This window comes from Streptomyces capillispiralis (assembly GCF_007829875.1).
Lineage (GTDB): Bacteria > Actinomycetota > Actinomycetes > Streptomycetales > Streptomycetaceae > Streptomyces > Streptomyces capillispiralis.
The window spans coordinates 2,807,685-2,824,895 of record NZ_VIWV01000001.1 but is presented as its reverse complement, the minus strand read 5'-3'; the positions used below and the strand labels follow the sequence as shown (position 1 = coordinate 2,824,895).

The following is a 17,211-nucleotide window of genomic DNA, read 5'->3' as shown; positions in this document are numbered from 1 at the left end:
GCCGTACGGGGTACGGTCCGAGGCCCGTGCCGTCCGTCCGGCGCCGCCTACAGGGCCGCCTTGCGCGTGAGGTGGTTGAAGGCCAGCCATCCGGGGAGCACCGGCAGCCACAGGGTCAGCAGCCGGAAGAGCAGGACGGCCGGCGCGGCGACCTCCTTGGGCAGCCCGACCGCGATCAGACCGACCGTCAGGGTCGCCTCCACCGCGCCCACACCACCGGGTGTCGGCGCCGCCGACCCCAGCGCGTTGCCCGCGAGGAACACGACGGCGACGCTCGCGAGGCTGACCGAGGTCGTCTCGTCGCCGAACGCCCGGATCGAGGCGTCCAGGCACATCACGAAGCAGGCCGTCAGCAGCAGCATGCCGCCGATACCGGTGACCAGCTTCTGCGGCCGCTGCAGCACATCGAGCATGCGCGGCACGACCCCGGCGAACAGCGACCGCACGCGGGTGACGACGAACTTCCGCAGGAACGGCACCGAGGTCACCACCAGCACCAGCACCGCCACCGTCAACAGGCCCCCGATGACCGTGCGGGACGGAGTGAGGGAGGGCGTCTTCTCGGTACCGGTCAGATAGCCGAAGGCCAGCAGCATCAGGATGTGGCAGCCGAGCCCGAAGAGCTGCGACGCGCCCACGCTCGCCACCGCGAGCCCCGGCCGCACCCCCGCGCGCTGGAGGAAGCGCGTGTTCAGTGCGACACCGCCCACCGCCGCCGGCGCGACGATCTTCACGAACGACCCGGCGACCTGCGCCGCCACCGTCCGCGGGAACGGCACCCGCTCCGGTACGAACCCGAGCAGCGCCATGGCCGCCGCGACATAACTGGCCGCCGAGAACAGCACCGCCGCGGCCACCCAGCCCCACTCCGCGTTCGCGATCAGCGGGCCGAACTCGATGTGGGTGAGCTGCGTCAGCAGGAAGTACGCGCCGATGGCCCCCGCGATGAAACTGATCAGCGTGCGCGGGCGCACCCGCTCCAGACGGGCCGGCTCGACCGGGGCCTGCGGCCTGATCCGCAGCACCTCGTGCCGGATCTGGGCCAGCAGATCCTCCTCGCGGGCCTCCTCCAGGGCCTCGTCGATGGCCCGCTTCTCGGCCCGCTGCTCGGCGCGTACGGCCTTCTTGTCGACCTTCTCCAGCGCCACGGGGTGTGCGTCGTCGTCCGCGCCGTGCTCCGCGCGGGCCGGCCGGGAGTGCCGGGAGGCCTCCAGGACCGCCTCGCGCTCCCGCTCCGCCCGCTCCCTGGCCAGCTTGCGCAGGGTCGCGCGCGTGGAGCGGCTCAGCGCGATCGGCTGGAGCATCGGCAGACAGTCCGCCACGGTGTCGGGACCGAGGACGCTCAGCGCGGAGGCCACCGCGCGTTCGGCGCCCACCCTGAGGCCCAGCGTCACCAGCAGCTGGGAGGTGTCCATGCGCAGCAGCAGATCACCGGCCGCGATCTCGCCGACGCGCAGGTCGGTGAGGATCACCGTGCCGGAACGATCCACCAGGATGGCGTCGCCCACCAGCCTGCGGTGCGCGATACGGCGGGACTGCAGGGCCCGTACCTGGTGCCAGGTGTCGCGCAGCAGGTCGTCGGTGATCTCCTCGTCCGCCAGCGAGTCCAGGGTGCGTCCGCCGCTGTGCTCGTAGACGAGCATCACCGCGTCGGGACCGAGCTCGGAGGTCGCGATCAGCTTGGGCGCGTTGGCGCCGGCCGCGATGGCCGCGTAGGCCAGCAGCGCCTCCTGCTCCAGCGCCTGGCGCAGTGACTGGAGGCTGCTGCGGGTGGCGAAGCCGCGCAGCGCCAGATTGCGCCACGCGCGGTAGAAGAAGCCCTGCGCCTGCTGTTCGCGGTCGACCACCGTGACGTCCAGCGGCGGACCGTCCTCCAGGGTGACGAAGTAGCGGCGCCCCCGGTCGCCCGCCTCGGCGGCGTCCGCGGCCTCCACGCGGGCGGCGCTCACGGGGCGGAAACCGACGGTGCGCAGGCCCGCCATCAGGGTGCGGCCCGTGGGGCGCACATTGGGCGAGCCGACCGCGTAGAGGGTGCCGTAGGCGACGGTCCAGCCGATCAGCACGGTGAGGATGATCGAGAACGGTGTCGTGTAGCCGGTGACGAGCATCGAGAAGGCGTCGAGGAGCAGCACCACCCACAGCACGGCGCGCCACCGGGGTCTGCGGGACATGCCGACGGCCGTCATGTACGCGATGACCGGGGCCAGGTAGCCGTGCACCGGGTCGGTCAGCGCGTGGATGTCCCCGGGGGAGGGCTGGGTGAGCGCCTCCTGGATCGAGTCCGGGGCGGCGCGCGCGACCCACAGGTCGGTGGCGAGTGTCACACCGTGCGCGAGGACGGCGGCGAGCACGCCGTCGGCGATCCGCAGTCCGTCCCGTTTGATCAGCCGCTCGATGGCGAAGGCGACCGGCACCAGGAGGATCGCGATGCTGGACGCCAGACCCGCGATCTTGATGAGCAGGTCGGGCGCCTGGCCGGTGCCCTTGTTGATGTCCTGTTCGAGGCCCGAGGTGGTGCCGTGGGCGAAGGCGGCGATCGCCAGCAGCACCACGACGGCGAGGACGCCGCCCAGGAGTCGCATGAGGTCGGACGGGCGGTGCACCCGCGCGGGGAGCAGTGGCTCGTCACCCTCGACCTCGTCGATGTGCACCGTGTCGGGGTCCGCGGTGTCCGGGCGCGACGACGCGTCAGGGGTGCCCTCCGTGTCTCCGGGGTGCGCGCCCTGCTGCTTCATCGTCTCTTCTCGGTCTCGTATCACCAGTCACCGCCCGCATGATGGTGGCATGCCGTAGCGGCACAAGGGGGCATCAGGGTCCCAAAGCGGGGCGGCACAGTCTGCCCGAAGCGCTGCTCCGGGGCGAGCCGTCCGCACGCGCGCGAGCGCGTCGCGTTGTCGGTGGGGTGGGGCAGGATGGGCCGGATGAGCCAGGAGAGCCTTCCGTCCGGCGACGGCCCGGAGCACGCGGACGCCCTGCCGGAGTACGCCGAGCGGGTCCTCGAGGTGGCCGAGCTGATCCCGCCGGGGCGTGTCATGACCTATGGGGACGTGGCCGAGTGGCTGGAGGAGGGCGGTCCCCGTCAGGTCGGCCGCGTGATGGCCCTCTACGGGGGAGCCGTTCCGTGGTGGCGCGTCGTCCGCGCGGACGGTGTGCTGCTGCCGGGCCACGAACTGAGAGCCCTCGGCCACTACCGCGCGGAGGGCACGCCTCTCAAGGAGGCGAGCCGGGCCGCGGAGGGTCATGTGCCGCGCCTCGACATGAGGCGTGCGCGGTGGGACGGCGGCGGGCACACCGAGGGTCACACCTGACAGCTTCCGCCATCCCGGTCGCCGCCGTGTGACCTGTGATCCTTCCGGGGGACATGAGGCACATCCGTGGCATGACGTACGTTCGTGAGGTGAGGGGCATGTGTGACGGGAGTGCCCGGGGAGAAGAAGCGGAAGGGCTGCTTCCGCGCTTTTCACCGGCGTAGCGTCGGCTGCGCGTGTCCCCTTCACCCCGCGCCCACCGCCCCGCACGCACGGCGCATGCCCCAACAGCACACCCACCAGGACCGGCGAACCACGTGAGCTCCTCTTCCTCCACCAGCGGCCTGTCGCACCCCCGGGTGCGGCGGGGGGACCGTGGTGCTCATCGACTGGTGCGTACCCCGCCGGCTCGCGTGAACCCCCCTTCTCTTGACGCCGCACAGCGCTCCGTGGTTGACCACAGGACCGGCCCGCTGCTCGTCCTCGCAGGTCCGGGGACCGGAAAGACGACCACCCTGGTCGAGTCCGTGGCCGCGCGGATCGCCCGCGGCGGGGACCCCGAGCGCATCCTGGTGCTGACGTTCAGCCGCAAGGCCGCCGTCGAGCTGCGCGACCGCATGGCGCTGCGGATGGGGGCCGCGCGCGCCCCGCAGGCGACCACGTTCCACTCGTTCTGCTACGCCCTGATCCGAGCCCACCAGGACAGCGACCTCTTCGTGGAGCCGCTGCGGCTGCTGTCGGGCCCCGAGCAGGACGTCACCGTCCGCGAGCTGCTCGCCGGACAGGTGGACCTGGAGCGGCTCGGTCTGGCCCATGTGCGCTGGCCGGACGACCTGCGCGCCTGCCTGACCACGCGCGGCTTCGCCGACGAGGTCCGCGCGGTGCTCGCCCGCAGCCGCGAACTGGGCCTCGGCCCCGACGCCCTGGACGCCTTCGCCCGCCGCATCGGACGCCCCGACTGGCGCGCCGCCTCCGCCTTCCTCGCCGAGTACCTCGACGTCCTCGACCTGCAGGGCGTCCTCGACTACGCCGAACTGGTCCACCGCGCGGTGCTCCTCGCCCGCCGCCCCGAGATCGCCGGGCAGCTCGCCGCGCGGTACGACGCCGTCTACGTCGACGAGTACCAGGACACCGACCCGGCCCAGGTACGGCTGCTGCACGCGCTGGCCGGCGGACGCACCCTCGTCGCCTTCGGCGACCCCGACCAGTCGATCTACGCCTTCCGGGGCGCGGACGTGGGCGGCATCCTGGAGTTCCCGTACGCCTTCCCCCGCGCGGACGGCCGCCCGGCCCCCGTCGAGGTGCTGCGCACCTCCCGTCGCTCCGGCGCCGCCCTGCTGGAGGCCACCCGGCGGGTGACCCGGAGGATGCCGCTGCCCCGGCTGCCCGCCGAGAAGGTCCGCGCCCACCGGGAGCTGACCGCGGCACGGGACGGCGGCCGGGTCGAGGTGTACACGTACCCGACGTCCGGCACCGAGCTGGACAACATCGCCGACATCCTGCGCAGGGCGCATCTGGAGGACGGCGTCCCCTGGAACGACATGGCCGTCCTGGTACGGGCCGGCTCCCGGACCCTGCCCACGGTCCGCCGCGCGCTCACGTCGGCGGGCGTCCCCGTGGACGTCGACGGCGACGACCTGCCCCTGCGCCACGAACCGGCGGTCGCCCCACTGCTGACAGCCCTGCGCGCGGTGGCGACGGCGGAGGCGGGGGAGCGGGACGACGACATCCGGGGGGATGCCGACACCGCGCGGGACGATGCTCTCGCGCGGGGTGCCGACACCGGGCGGGTCGACGGCGGCGCGCGGAGTGCCGACACCGCGCCGGACGACGCCGCGCGGAACGCCGACGACGCGAGGTACGACGAAGGCGGGGCGGCGGACGACGACGCCCCGGAGGCCGGGGAGGCGGACGACGCGGCCACGGAGGCCGGGGAGGCGGACGACGACGCCCCGGAGGCCGGGGAGGCGGACGACGGCGCCCCGGAGGCTGAGGAGGCGGACGACGCGGCCCTGGAGGCCGACGGAGCGGCGTCGGGCGCCGGGCCCTGCTGGCTCGACACCGAGACCGCCCTCACCCTGCTCGCCTCACCCCTCGCCGGCATGGACGCCGCCGACCTGCGCCGGCTCGGACGGGCCCTGCGCGAGGAGGAACGGGCCGCGGGCAATCCGCTGCCCCCGCCCTCGGACGAACTGCTCGCGCGTGCCCTTGCCGAGCCCGAGCGGCTCGCCGTCCACGACCCCGCCTACGCGCGGGGCGCGCAGCGCCTCGGCGCCCTGCTGCGCCGTGCCCGCGAACGCCTCGCGGGCGGCGGTACGGCCGAAGAGGCCCTGTGGGACCTCTGGGACGGCACCCCGTGGCCCCAGCGACTGGAGCGCTCCGCGCGGCGCGGAGGCGCGGCCGGCCGCAACGCCGACCGGGACCTCGACGCCGTATGCGCGCTGTTCGCGACTGCCGCCCGCGCGGAGGAACGCACCGGCGGCCGGGGCGCGCTGAACTTCCTGGAGGAGATCGACGCCGAGGACATCGCCGCCGACACCCTCACACGCCGCGCCGCCCGCCCCGACGCCGTGCGCCTGATGACCGCGCACCGCTCCAAGGGCCTGGAGTGGCGCCTGGTCGTCGTGGCCGGTGTCCAGGAGGGCCTGTGGCCCGACCTGCGCCGACGGGGCTCCCTGCTGGAGGCCGACCGCATCGGCCGCGACGGACTCGCCGAACCCCTCACCCCCGGCGCACTGCTCGCCGAGGAGCGGCGCCTGTTCTACGTGGCCGCCACCCGCGCGCGTGAACGTCTCGTCGTCACCGCGGTGAAGGCACCCGCCGACGACGGCGACCAGCCCTCCCGCTTCCTGACCGAACTCGGCGTCGAGCCCAAGGACGTCACCGGACGCCCCCGCCGTCCCCTGTCCGTCGCCGCGCTCGTCGCCGAACTGCGCGCGACCACGGTCGACCCGCGCGTCTCGGACACCCTCCGGGAAGCGGCCGCCCAGCGGCTGGCCCGGCTCGCCGCGCTCGCCGACGAGGACGGCCGCCCCCTGGTGCCGTCCGCGCACCCGTACCGCTGGTGGGGCATGTTCGAACCGACGCGGTCCAAGGTGCCGCTGCGCGACCGCGACCAGCCCGTCGTGCTGTCCGGCAGCGCCCTCGAACAACTGGCCAACACCTGCGCCCTGCAGTGGTTCCTCGGCCGCGAGGTCAAGGCGGACGCGCCCGCCACCGCGGCCCAGGGCTTCGGCAACGTGGTGCACGTCCTGGCCGACGAGGTGGCCTCCGGGCACACCCCGGCCGACCTCGACGTCCTCATGGAGCGCCTCGACTCGGTGTGGAACGCGCTGGCCTTCGACGCGCCGTGGAAGTCGGCGCAGGAGAAGGAGAACGCGCGCGTGGCCCTCGAACGCTTCCTCAGGTGGCATGTGATGGACCGCACCGGACGCACCCCGGTGGCCAGCGAGCACGACTTCGACGTCACGCTCGAAGCGGGTGGCTACGAGGTGCGCATCCGCGGCCAGATGGACCGCGTCGAGACCGACGGCGACGGCCGCGCCTACGTCGTCGACTTCAAGACCGGCAAGCAGGCGCCCAGCTCCGCCGAGGTCGCCCGGCACCCCCAGCTCGCCGTCTACCAGCTCGCCGTCCGCGCGGGCGCCGTCGACGCGGCCTTCGACGGAGCGCGCCCCGAACCGGGCGGTGCCGAACTCGTCCAGCTGCGCCAGGGCGCCGCGAAACGGGACGGCGGCGAGAGCCTGCCCAAGGTGCAGGCCCAGGAGCCGCTGGAGGGGGAGTGGGTCGGTGACCTGCTGGCCACGGCCGCCGGCAAGGTCCTCGACGAACGGTTCACCCCCACCGCGGGCCAGCACTGCGCCCACTGCGCGTTTCGGGCCTCGTGCAGCGCCCGACCGGAAGGCCGCCACGTCGTCGAATGACCGGCGTGACGCATCGCACCACCGTCTGTGACCTGCGGTTCTCCGCTCCGGGCCCGCGCTCGGGGCGGGCACTGTCAGTGCCCGCCGATAGCCTCTGCGTGTGCCCGCTCGTATCACCGATCCCGATCAGCTCAAGGAGCTCCTCGGCATCCCGTTCACCCCGGAGCAGACGGCCTGCATCGTCGCGCCGCCCGCCCCGCAGGTGATCGTGGCCGGAGCCGGATCGGGCAAGACGACGGTGATGGCGGCACGCGTGGTGTGGCTGGTCGGCACCGGCCAGGTCGCCCCCGAACAGGTACTCGGCCTCACCTTCACCAACAAGGCCGCCGGTGAGCTCGCCGAACGCGTCCGCAAGGCGCTGATCAAGGCGGGCGTCACCGACCCGGACGCCATCGACCCGGACAACCCCCCGGGCGAGCCCGTGATCTCCACGTACCACGCCTTCGCGGGCCGCCTGCTCACCGACCACGGCCTGCGCATCGGCCTCGAACCGACCTCCCGGCTGCTCGCCGACGCCACCCGCTACCAGCTCGCCGCGCGCGTCCTGCGCGAGGCGCCCGGTCCCTACCCGGCGCTCACCCGCTCCTTCCCCGACCTGGTCGGGGACCTCCTCACCCTCGACGGGGAGCTCGCCGAACACCTCGTACGGCCCGAGGACCTGCGCGCCCACGACGCCGGGCTGCTGCGCACCCTGGAGAACACCAAGCTCACCAACGCCGACCTGCGCAAGGTCCCCGAGGCCGCCGCCGCGCGGCGTGAACTGGCCGACCTGGTGCTGCGCTACCGGGCCGCCAAACGCGACCGCGATCTGCTCGACTTCGGCGACCAGATCGCCCTGTCCGCCCGGCTCGCCGCCCTTCCCGAGGTGGGCCGCGTCCTGCGCGACGAGTTCCGCGTGGTCCTCCTCGACGAGTACCAGGACACCTCGGTCGCCCAGCGTGTCCTGCTGGCCGGGCTCTTCGGCGACGGCACCGGCCACCCGGTGACCGCCGTCGGCGACCCCTGCCAGGCGATCTACGGCTGGCGCGGCGCCTCCGTCGCCAACCTCGACGACTTCCCGGAACACTTCGCGCACGCCGACGGCCGCCCCGCCACCCGCCAGTCGCTCAGCGAGAACCGCCGCAGCGGCGGCCGCCTCCTCGACCTCGCCAACGGTCTCGCCGAGCCCCTGCGCGCGATGCACGCGGGCGTGGAGGCCCTCCGCCCGGCCCCCGGCGCCGAACGCGACGGCACCGTCCGCTGCGCCCTGCTGCCCACCCACGCGGAGGAGATCGACTGGATCGCCGACTCCATCGCCCACCTCGTCCGCACCGGCAAGGCGCCCGGCGAGATCGCCGTGCTGTGCCGCACGGCCGGCGACTTCGCCGAGATCCAGGCAGCCCTGGTGGCGCGGGACGTCCCCGTGGAGGTGGTCGGCCTCTCCGGACTGCTGCACCTGCCCGAGATCGCCGACCTCGTCGCCGTCTGCGAGGTCCTCCAGGACCCCGGCGCCAATGCCTCCCTCGTACGCCTGCTGACCGGCCCGCGCTGGCGCATCGGCCCCCGTGACCTCGCCCTGCTGGGGCGGCGCGCGCGACTGCTCGTCTCCCACGCGGGCGTGGACGGCGACGACGATCCCGACCGGCGGCTCGCCGCGGCCGTCGAGGGCGTCGACCCGGCCGAGGTGATCTCGCTCGCGGACGCCCTCGACACCTTCCTGGAGACACCGCTCGACGGCCGGGGCGACGACGACGGCTTGCCGTTCTCACCGGACGCCCGCGTGCGCTTCGCCCGCCTCGCCGCCGAACTGCGCGACCTGCGCCGCTCCCTGGCCGACCCCCTCATGGACGTGCTGCACCGCGTCCTCGCCGTCACCGGCCTGGAGGTGGAGCTCTCCGCGTCCCCGCACGCCCTGGCCGCCCGCCGCCGCGAGACCCTCTCCAACTTCCTCGACATCGCCGCGTCCTTCGCCGCCGGAGACGCCGAGGCCTCCCTGCTCGCCTTCCTGGGCTTCCTGCGCACCGCCGCCCAGTACGAGAAGGGCCTGGACAACGCGCTGCCCGGCGGTGAGAACACCGTCAAGGTGCTCACCGCGCACAAGTCCAAGGGCCTGGAGTGGGACGTCGTCGCCGTACCCGGGCTGGTCACCGGCACCTTCCCCAGCAGCCAGGGCCGCGAGAAGTGGACCGCGCAGGGCAAGGTGCTGCCGCACGAACTGCGCGGCGACGCCGACACCCTCCCCGACGTCACGTCCTGGGACTCCCGGGGCCTCAAGGCCTTCCACGAGGCCATGAAGGAACACCAGCACACCGAGGAGCTGCGCCTCGGCTACGTCACCTTCACCCGCCCCCGTTCCCTGCTCCTCGGCTCCGGCCACTGGTGGGGTCCCAGCCAGAAGAAGCCGCGCGGCCCCTCCGCGTTCCTCCACGCCCTCTACGAGCACTGCGCCGCCGGGTACGGCGAGATCGAGGCGTGGGCCGACGAGCCCGCCGAGGACGAGGAGAACCCCGCCCTGCGGCGGGCCGCCGACGCCCAGGCGTGGCCCCTGCCCCTGGACGACGAGGCCATGACCCGCCGTCGCGCGGCCGCCGCGACCGTCCTCGCCCACCTCGACGGCCACCCGGACGGCCCCGCCACGGCCGTACACGACCCGGACACGTACGACGACCCGGACTGGCCGCCGCCGCCCGACGACGACGCCCACCTCCCGGAAGGCGACCCCTTCCCGGCCGACGAGGACCCCTTCCCGACCCGCCAGGACCTCTTCACCGACGCCGACGGGGAACCCTTCCCGGCCGGCCAGGACCATTTCACCGACGCCGACGAGGATCTCTTCACCGACGACGCCGGCCAGGACCTCTTCTCCGAGAGCGGCCCCTTCCCCGACGAGGACCCTTTCCCCGACGAGGACCCCTTCGCCGACACCGATCCGGGCAACAGGGACTCCCGGGCCCCCCATCGCCCCACCGTCCCCCGTCAGGCGACCGCCGTCCCCCACCAGGCGACCGCCCCGGAACCCGCCGCGCGCCCCCGCGCGGCGGACCGCCCCCGCCCGCCGCGGCAGCCCGGTGGGCCCCGGCTCACCCCCGAGGAGGCCCGCACCGTCGCGTCCTGGGACCGCGACCTCGACGCCCTCACCGGAGAGCTGCTGCGCACCCGCGAGAGCGTCACCGAGGTCCGGCTGCCCGCCTCGCTGACGGCGTCCCAGCTGCTCCGCCTGGCCGCGGACCCGGACGGCTTCGCCCGGGAGCTGGCCCGCCCCATGCCCCGCCCGCCCCAGCCCGCCGCACGCCGGGGCACCCGCTTCCACGCCTGGGTCGAGGCACGCTTCGAGGAACTGACCCTCCCCCTGCTCGACCCGGACGAGCTGCCCGGCAGCGACGCCGAGATCGACGACGAACGCGACCTGGAAGCCCTCAAGGAAGCGTTCGAACGCACCGAGTACGCCCACCGCACGCCCCACCGCGTGGAGGCGCCCTTCCAGCTGTCGCTCGCCGGCCGCGTCGTGCGCGGGCGCATCGACGCCGTCTACAAGGAGGGCGACGGGGACGGGACGACGTACGAGATCGTCGACTGGAAGACCAGCCGCGGCCGCACCGCCGACCCGCTGCAGCTCGCCGTCTACCGGCTCGCCTGGGCCGAGCAGCAGGGCGTCCCCCTGGAGACCGTCACGGCCGCCTTCCTGTACGTCCGCACCGGCGAGGTCGTCCGCCCCGACCCCCTGCCCGGCCGCGCCGAGCTGGAGCGGCTGCTGCTGGAGGAGCCGCCCGGTGAGATACCGCACTCCGAGGACACCGCCCCGGGCCGATAGGCTCGTGACCATGAGCCAGCCCGTTGACAATGCCGTCAGCGCCGTCCGTACGTACATCGAGCAGCACCGCGGCGCGTTCCTCGACGACCTCGCCGAGTGGCTGCGCATCCCGTCCGTCTCGGCCCAGCCCGACCACGCGCCGGACGTGCGCCGCAGCGCCGACTGGCTCGCCGCCAAGCTCAAGGAGACCGGCTTCCCGACCGCCGAGGTCTGGCAGACCCCGGGCGCCCCGGCCGTCTACGCCGAGTGGCCCTCCGCCGACCCCGGGGCCCCCACCGTGCTGGTCTACGGCCACCACGACGTGCAGCCCGCCGCCCGCGAGGACGGCTGGGACAGCGAGCCCTTCGAGCCCGTCGTGCGGGACAACCGTCTCTACGCGCGCGGCGCCGCCGACGACAAGGGGCAGGTGTTCTTCCACACCCTCGGGGTCCGCGCCCACCTCGCCACCACCGGCCGCACCACCCCGGCCGTCCACCTCAAACTGCTGATCGAGGGCGAGGAGGAATCCGGCTCCCCGCACTTCCGGGCGCTCGTCGAGCAGCACGCGGACCGGCTCGCCGCCGACATCGTGATCGTCTCCGACACCGGCATGTGGTCCGAGGACACCCCCACGGTGTGCACCGGCATGCGCGGCCTCGCCGAGTGCGAGATCCGGCTGTACGGCCCCGGCCAGGACATCCACTCCGGTTCCTTCGGCGGCGCGGTCCCCAACCCGGCCACCGCCGTCGCCCGCCTGGTGGCCGCCCTGCACGACGAGCACGCGCGCGTGGCGGTCCCGGGCTTCTACGACGGTGTCGTCGAACTCACCGACCGCGAACGCGAACTGTTCGCCGAGCTGCCCTTCGACGAGTCGCAGTGGCTGCGCACCGCCAGGTCCCGCGGCACCTGGGGCGAGGCCGGGTACAGCACCCTGGAGCGCGTCTGGGCCCGCCCCACCGCCGAGGTCAACGGCATCGGCGGCGGATACCAGGGCCCCGGCAGCAAGACGATCGTCCCGTCCTCCGCCATGGTGAAACTGTCCTTCCGGCTGGTCGCCGGCCAGGACCCGGAGCACGTGGCCGAGGCCGTCCGCGACTGGGTGCCCGGGCAGCTGCCCGACGGCATCCGCCACGAGATCGTCTTCAGCCCCGCCACCCGCCCCTGCCTCACGCCCCTGGACCACCCGGCGCTGCGGTCCGTCGTCCGCGCGATGGGCCGCGCCTTCGACGCACCCGTCCGCTTCACCCGTGAGGGCGGCTCCGGACCCGCCGCCGACCTCCAGGACGTCCTGGGCGCACCGGTGCTCTTCCTCGGGATCTCCGTCCCGTCCGACGGCTGGCACGCCCCCAACGAGAAGGTCGAACTGGACCTTCTCCTCAAGGGCGTCGAGACCAGCGCCCACCTGTGGGGCGACCTCGCCGAGCACTGGCGGCACGCACCCTGACCGATCACCCCGTACGAACCCGATGCCCGCGCGGGGCACACTGGAAGGGCCCGCCACCGCGCGCGCCGGACCGGTCCCCTCCCACCGCACGTCCCGCCGAACCGCCCGCCGACCCGATCCGTCCCCCCGGGGGAGTTGGAAGCACCCGTGACCACCTGGACCGACCACACCGCCGACCGCCCCATCTCGCTCACCGCCCCGAGCGGCATCGACCGCGCCGCCCACCACCGGCTCGACGAGGCATGGCTCGCGGCGGCGTGGAGCCACCCCTCGACCCGCTGCTTCGTGGTGTCCGGCGGACAGGTCCTCATCGACGAGACGGCGGACGGGCGCACCGAACTCGTCATGACCCCGTCCTTCGAGGCCCCGCTCACCGAGGCACACCGCTACTTCCTGGGCACCGACGAGAACGGGGTCAGCTACTTCGCCCTCCAGAAGGACGCCCTGCCCGGCCGCATGGACGAGTCCGCGCGGCCCGCCGGCCTGCGGGAGGCCGGGCTGCTCCTGTCGCCGCGCGAGGCCGGTCTGATGGTCCACGCGGTGGCGCTGGAGAACTGGCAGCGGCTGCACCGCTTCTGCTCCCGATGCGGCGAGCGCACCGTCATCGCCGCCGCCGGACACATCCGCCGCTGCCCCGCCTGCGGCGCCGAGCACTACCCGCGCACCGACCCCGCGGTGATCATGGCCGTGATCGACGACCAGGACCGCATCCTGCTCGGCCGCCAGGTCCACTGGCCCGAGGGCCGCTTCTCCACGCTCGCCGGATTCGTCGAGCCCGGCGAGTCCATCGAGCAGTCGGTGCGCCGCGAGGTCCACGAAGAGGTCGGCATCAGCGTCGGCGAGGTCGAGTACGTCGCCAGCCAGCCCTGGCCCTTCCCGTCCAGCCTCATGCTGGGTTTCGTCGCCCAGGCCACCTCGACCGAGATCGACGTCGACGGCGACGAGATCCACGAGGCCCGCTGGTTCTCCCGCGAGGAACTCGGCGCCGCCTTCGCGTCGGGCGAAGTGCTCCCGCCCTACGGCATCTCGATCGCGGCCCGCCTGATCGAGCGCTGGTACGGCAAGGACCTGCCGACCCGCAGCGCCTTCTGACCCGGGACACGCGGAAGCGGGGTGGCCCTCCCCGAGGGAGGCCACCCCGCTTCCTCGTGCGAACGCCGTGCGGAACGCTCAGACGCCGATCTTCCGCTTCACCTGCGCCAGCGACGGGTTCGTGAGCGTCGAGCGTGCGGGAGAAGGATTGTCGGCACGGTCTGTAGACTTCCCTGCCCTGTGGCGGCCGGGAGGGCCGCCCATGTCTTGGGGAGGGGCAAGGGTGAGCGACAAGCCCAGGGCTCTTGGTGTGGTCCGTCTGTCTGTAGGCAACGAGAACCAGACCGGCGAGGAAACTCAGCGCACACGCATCAGCAAGCGGGCGGATGCCGAAGAGATGGAGTTGATCGACTTCGCCGTCGACATCGACGTGTCGGCGTCCATCTCGCCGTGGATGCGCCCGTCCTTGGGTGACTGGCTCAACAACAAGAGAGACCAGTTCGACCACATCGTCATCCTGAAGATCGACCGCATCGCTCGGTCGGTCCGTCACCTCTCCGACATCATCGAGTGGTGCGAGGCGAACGGTAAGGGCCTGATCTCCTGCGAGGAGGGCTTCGATCTCTCGAAGCCGTGGGGCAAGACGATCGCGAAGATCCTGGCTGTCGTCGCAGAGGCGGAGCTGGACGCCATCAAGGCCCGTAACAAGGCGTCCCGGGAGACCATGCGCAAGATGGGCCGCTGGCCGGGCGGCCTTGTCCCGTTTGGGCGTAGAGCGGTGAAGGGCGAGGAAGGGTTCACTCTGGAACTCGACCCCGAGTACGGTCCGACACTGATCGAGATGATCCGGCGTTTCATCGAGAAGCCGAGCTTCTCCGCCGTTGCCGACTGGCTGAACGACCAGGGCGTGCCCACGGCTCAGGACATCGCTCGTATCCGTGCGGCTGCGGGAGAGAGCACGACACGGCTGGCTGCTCCGAAACCGCGCGGAAGCAGGTGGACGGCGACGACGGTGCAGGCCGTACTGACCAGTCGATCCCTTCTTGGGGAGTACGTACGCGCCAACGGCTACGTGGTCCGCAACGACGACGGAACGCCCGTCATGCGGTCGGGACCGGTGCTGAACGAGGAGGAGTGGGCCAAGCTGTCGGAAGCCGTCGCCTCGGTCAAGTACAAGAAACCGAAGGGCTCAACCTCGCCGACCGTGGGCGTGACGTTCTGCCTGACGTGCGGGAGCCCGCTGTACTACGTCAAGGGCAACCTGTCCAAGGGGCAGCGTGAGCGGTACCGCTGTCACGGCAACAAGAGCAAGGGCATCGACGCCTGCCCGAAGCAGAGGTTCTGGTCCGAGGATTTGTACCCCTGGTTGGAGTCGGCCTTGCTCGGGGAGATCGGCCATCTGGAACGGATGGAGTCGACGACGACCATCGATGACAGCCGTGCGGCGAAGCTCGCCGTGATCGACGGCAAGATGAACCAACTCCTCAAGCAACTCCAGCAGGACGAGATCAGCGCCGTCGCATACGCCTCGCAGGTCGCGAGCCTCGCTCAGGAACGCGAGAAGATCACCAGTCAGGAAGGGCCGAAGCCCGTGACTGTGTGGACGGGAACGGGCGAGAGCTACGCGGAGTGGTGGCAGCGGTCGAGCGTCGACGAGCGCCGGGAGTTCCTGAAGAAGCACAAGGTGAAGGCGTACTTCCGGCCCGATGTTCTCGCCATCGATCCAGGCGAGCTCATCGAGAACATTCGGCAGCAGGGCGTTTCATGGTCGGAAACCCCTGTGAAGGCTTCTCAGGTGCTCGCCCCGATCGCGCCGGTGTCGCTGCCCGGAAGGCCGTACGAGAAGCCCGTGACGCTTACGGGGGTCGAGTGGGAGATCGTCAGCCGTTGGGAGGACTTCGAAGCGGAACGTGCGGCGCAGCAAGCGAAGGCCGAAGAGGAAGCCAAGGGAGCAGAGGGAGCCGAGAAGGTTCCGACTCCCGCCTGAGGCTGGCGAGCTTCCGGTCACCGGAGGCAACATCCGCCCCGCCACCCATCGCGGGGGAACGGCAATGTACGGGGCGCGGCAGGGAAAAGTGCAGGTCACTGCATGTGAGGCGCCTCTCAAGCGGGGCCACCCTCGAATACTCCGGAGCCATGTCCAACGATCACGCCCAAGACATCGGCCTTCGCTTCGCTCTCCAGGCCACCGGCTTCGAGTTGGCCACCGAACCGCCAGCCTCTGACACTCCGCTCGCCCACATCCTGGCCTTCGCCGATGAGCACGGGTACGAGGCGCTGACCGATGAGCACTTTGAAGCGGCGAAGCGAGGCACCCTTTGATCCGTTGACCTGTACCTCTGGGGGTTCATGGCTGGCCCTGACCGCCTCTTCGTCGCCCCTGAAACCGTGGCGCAATCTTGGCCGGCAAGACCCGGCGGTGAGTCGAGGCCCCTCCGACGGGTCATACCCCACCTCCTCTGCCTCTCGGCTGCTCTGCTCTCCGCTCCTACCATGCAGCCGTGATCAAGATGTCTTGGGCACTGGCAGGCGAGCACGCGGACGCATGGACCGGAGCCGACATACAAGAGGGCGCAGCAGTACTGGAAGCGCGAGTCAGGGCCGTGGTCGAGGCGAGCGGTATGACTGCCGATGCGATGCGGCACTGGCAGGAAACCTTCCTCGCCCCCGTGGTCAAGTGTCTGCGAACCAAAGGACAGTCGGCCCTGTCGCACGGCGGGATTGCAGCGCGACGCACTGACGGCCGCGGGGTTTGCCAGGATCTGGGGGTGAGGCGATGGGGCTTCGAGGACAAGGCATCGGGCAAGAACACTGACCGGTCGAGTGCTGCGGGCAGCACTCGACTACGCCCGCGCTGGCGACACTCTGTGCGTGTGGAAGCTGGACCGCTTCGCCCGCTCGCTCATCGACCTGGTGACCATGGTCGACACCCTTCGAGAGCGCGGCATCGGGTTCAAGGTGCTCACGGGTGCGCTGGCCAACATCGACCCCGGTACGGCCGACGGCCGTCCCATGCTTCAGGTGGTCGGGGCCATGGCGGAGTTTGAGCGCAGCCTCATCAAGGAGCGCACCCGCGCCGGACTCGACGCAGCCAAGGCGCAGGGGCGTACCGGTGGACGGCCGTCCGTCGTGAACGAGGACGTGCTGACGGTTGCCCGTGCCAGGAAGGCGAAGGGTGAGAGCGTGAGCGCCATCGCCAAGGCTCTCGGTATCTCCCGAGCCACCCTGTACCGGCACCTGGACGAGAGCGCCTGAGGCAGGCGCACACAGGCGCATCCCACACCAGAGCGGCCACCCTTGTCGGGGACCGTTCGCGTTCCCTACCGCGTAGCCGTCTCCGCATCGGACACGCCGTTGACCAGCACAGGCAAAGGCATCCTTTGGGCGCTGGCTACGGCGGCGTGCCGGACGTATCCGGCTCCGCCTCCACATCCGCCAGCGTCGCCCTACTTGCAGAGCGGCCCCCTCCGGTGACCTTGACCAGAGGGGGCGCAGCGCTGGAGAGCGTCAGACTGCGAGTGCCTGCTTCACCTGCGCAAGGCTCGGGTTCGTCATCACGACCTCGTCGCCACCAGTGGCGGGAACTACCCGAACAGTCGGCACCGTCTGGTTTCCGCCGTTCGCCTTCTCCACGAACGCTGCGGACTCCGGGTCCTGCTCGATGTTGATCTCGGTGTACGCGATGCCCTCGCGGTCCATCTGGCTCTTCAGCCGACGGCAGTAGCCGCACCACGTGGTGCTGTACATCGTCACAGTGCCCGGCATGTCTCTCGCGCTCCTTCGGCGGCTCGGGGA

General features: G+C 72.2%; 10 protein-coding genes. 8 read left to right on the top strand and 2 right to left on the bottom strand.

What is annotated here, in order from left to right:
- Positions 1–47 precede the first annotated feature (47 nt).
- Positions 48–2,735, bottom strand: coding sequence for a lysylphosphatidylglycerol synthase transmembrane domain-containing protein (locus FHX78_RS11610; RefSeq protein WP_145867363.1), 2,688 nt, complete (start codon positions 2,733–2,735; stop codon positions 48–50).
- A 186-nt stretch (positions 2,736–2,921) separates the two neighbouring features.
- Between FHX78_RS11610 and FHX78_RS11605 the strand changes: the two genes are divergently transcribed.
- The 8 genes from FHX78_RS11605 to FHX78_RS37925 all read left to right on the top strand — a co-directional run bounded on the left by FHX78_RS11605 (position 2,922) and on the right by FHX78_RS37925 (position 16,671).
- The gene (locus FHX78_RS11605) at positions 2,922–3,308 is read left to right on the top strand and encodes an MGMT family protein (RefSeq protein WP_145867362.1); all 387 of its coding nucleotides are present in this window, start codon (positions 2,922–2,924) and stop codon (positions 3,306–3,308) included.
- 257 nt (positions 3,309–3,565) lie between these two features.
- Complete coding sequence (locus FHX78_RS11600; protein ID WP_145867361.1) at positions 3,566–7,171, top strand: UvrD-helicase domain-containing protein; 3,606 nt, start codon at positions 3,566–3,568, stop codon at positions 7,169–7,171.
- Positions 7,172–7,271: 100 nt separating this feature from the next.
- Positions 7,272–10,961 carry an ATP-dependent helicase gene (locus FHX78_RS11595; RefSeq protein ID WP_145867360.1) on the top strand — a complete coding sequence of 1,230 codons (3,690 nt, stop codon included), beginning with the start codon at positions 7,272–7,274 and terminating at the stop codon, positions 10,959–10,961.
- A 10-nt stretch (positions 10,962–10,971) separates the two neighbouring features.
- On the top strand, positions 10,972–12,384 hold the full coding sequence (locus FHX78_RS11590; RefSeq protein ID WP_145867359.1) for a dipeptidase: 1,413 nt from the start codon (positions 10,972–10,974) through the stop codon (positions 12,382–12,384).
- Positions 12,385–12,531: 147 nt separating this feature from the next.
- Positions 12,532–13,476, top strand: coding sequence for an NAD(+) diphosphatase (nudC, locus tag FHX78_RS11585; protein WP_145867358.1), 945 nt, complete (start codon positions 12,532–12,534; stop codon positions 13,474–13,476).
- 223 nt (positions 13,477–13,699) lie between these two features.
- Positions 13,700–15,403 (top strand): recombinase family protein, encoded by a 1,704-nt coding sequence (locus FHX78_RS11580; RefSeq protein ID WP_167531742.1) that lies wholly within the window; start codon positions 13,700–13,702, stop codon positions 15,401–15,403.
- A gap of 149 nt (positions 15,404–15,552) precedes the next feature.
- Positions 15,553–15,738, top strand: a complete 186-nt coding sequence (locus tag FHX78_RS11575; protein ID WP_145867356.1) for a hypothetical protein — start codon at positions 15,553–15,555, stop codon at positions 15,736–15,738.
- 501 nt (positions 15,739–16,239) lie between these two features.
- Positions 16,240–16,671, top strand: a complete 432-nt coding sequence (locus tag FHX78_RS37925; RefSeq protein WP_280117365.1) for a recombinase family protein — start codon at positions 16,240–16,242, stop codon at positions 16,669–16,671.
- Between the two features lie 252 nt (positions 16,672–16,923).
- Here the strand turns inward: FHX78_RS37925 and FHX78_RS11565 are convergent, their stop codons facing one another.
- Positions 16,924–17,181 (bottom strand): mycoredoxin, encoded by a 258-nt coding sequence (locus FHX78_RS11565; protein ID WP_145867355.1) that lies wholly within the window; start codon positions 17,179–17,181, stop codon positions 16,924–16,926.
- Between the last annotated feature and the right edge of the window lie 30 nt (positions 17,182–17,211).

What these genes read in the sequence shown, in the direction of transcription:
- FHX78_RS11565 (WP_145867355.1), bottom strand. Translation starts at nt 17,181, where the DNA reads ATGCCGGGCACTGTGACGATGTACAGCACCACGTGGTGCGGCTACTGC.
- FHX78_RS11590 (WP_145867359.1), top strand. Translation starts at nt 10,972, where the DNA reads ATGAGCCAGCCCGTTGACAATGCCGTCAGCGCCGTCCGTACGTACATC.
- FHX78_RS11605 (WP_145867362.1), top strand. Translation starts at nt 2,922, where the DNA reads ATGAGCCAGGAGAGCCTTCCGTCCGGCGACGGCCCGGAGCACGCGGAC.
- FHX78_RS11575 (WP_145867356.1), top strand. Translation starts at nt 15,553, where the DNA reads ATGTCCAACGATCACGCCCAAGACATCGGCCTTCGCTTCGCTCTCCAG.
- FHX78_RS11610 (WP_145867363.1), bottom strand. Translation starts at nt 2,735, where the DNA reads ATGAAGCAGCAGGGCGCGCACCCCGGAGACACGGAGGGCACCCCTGAC.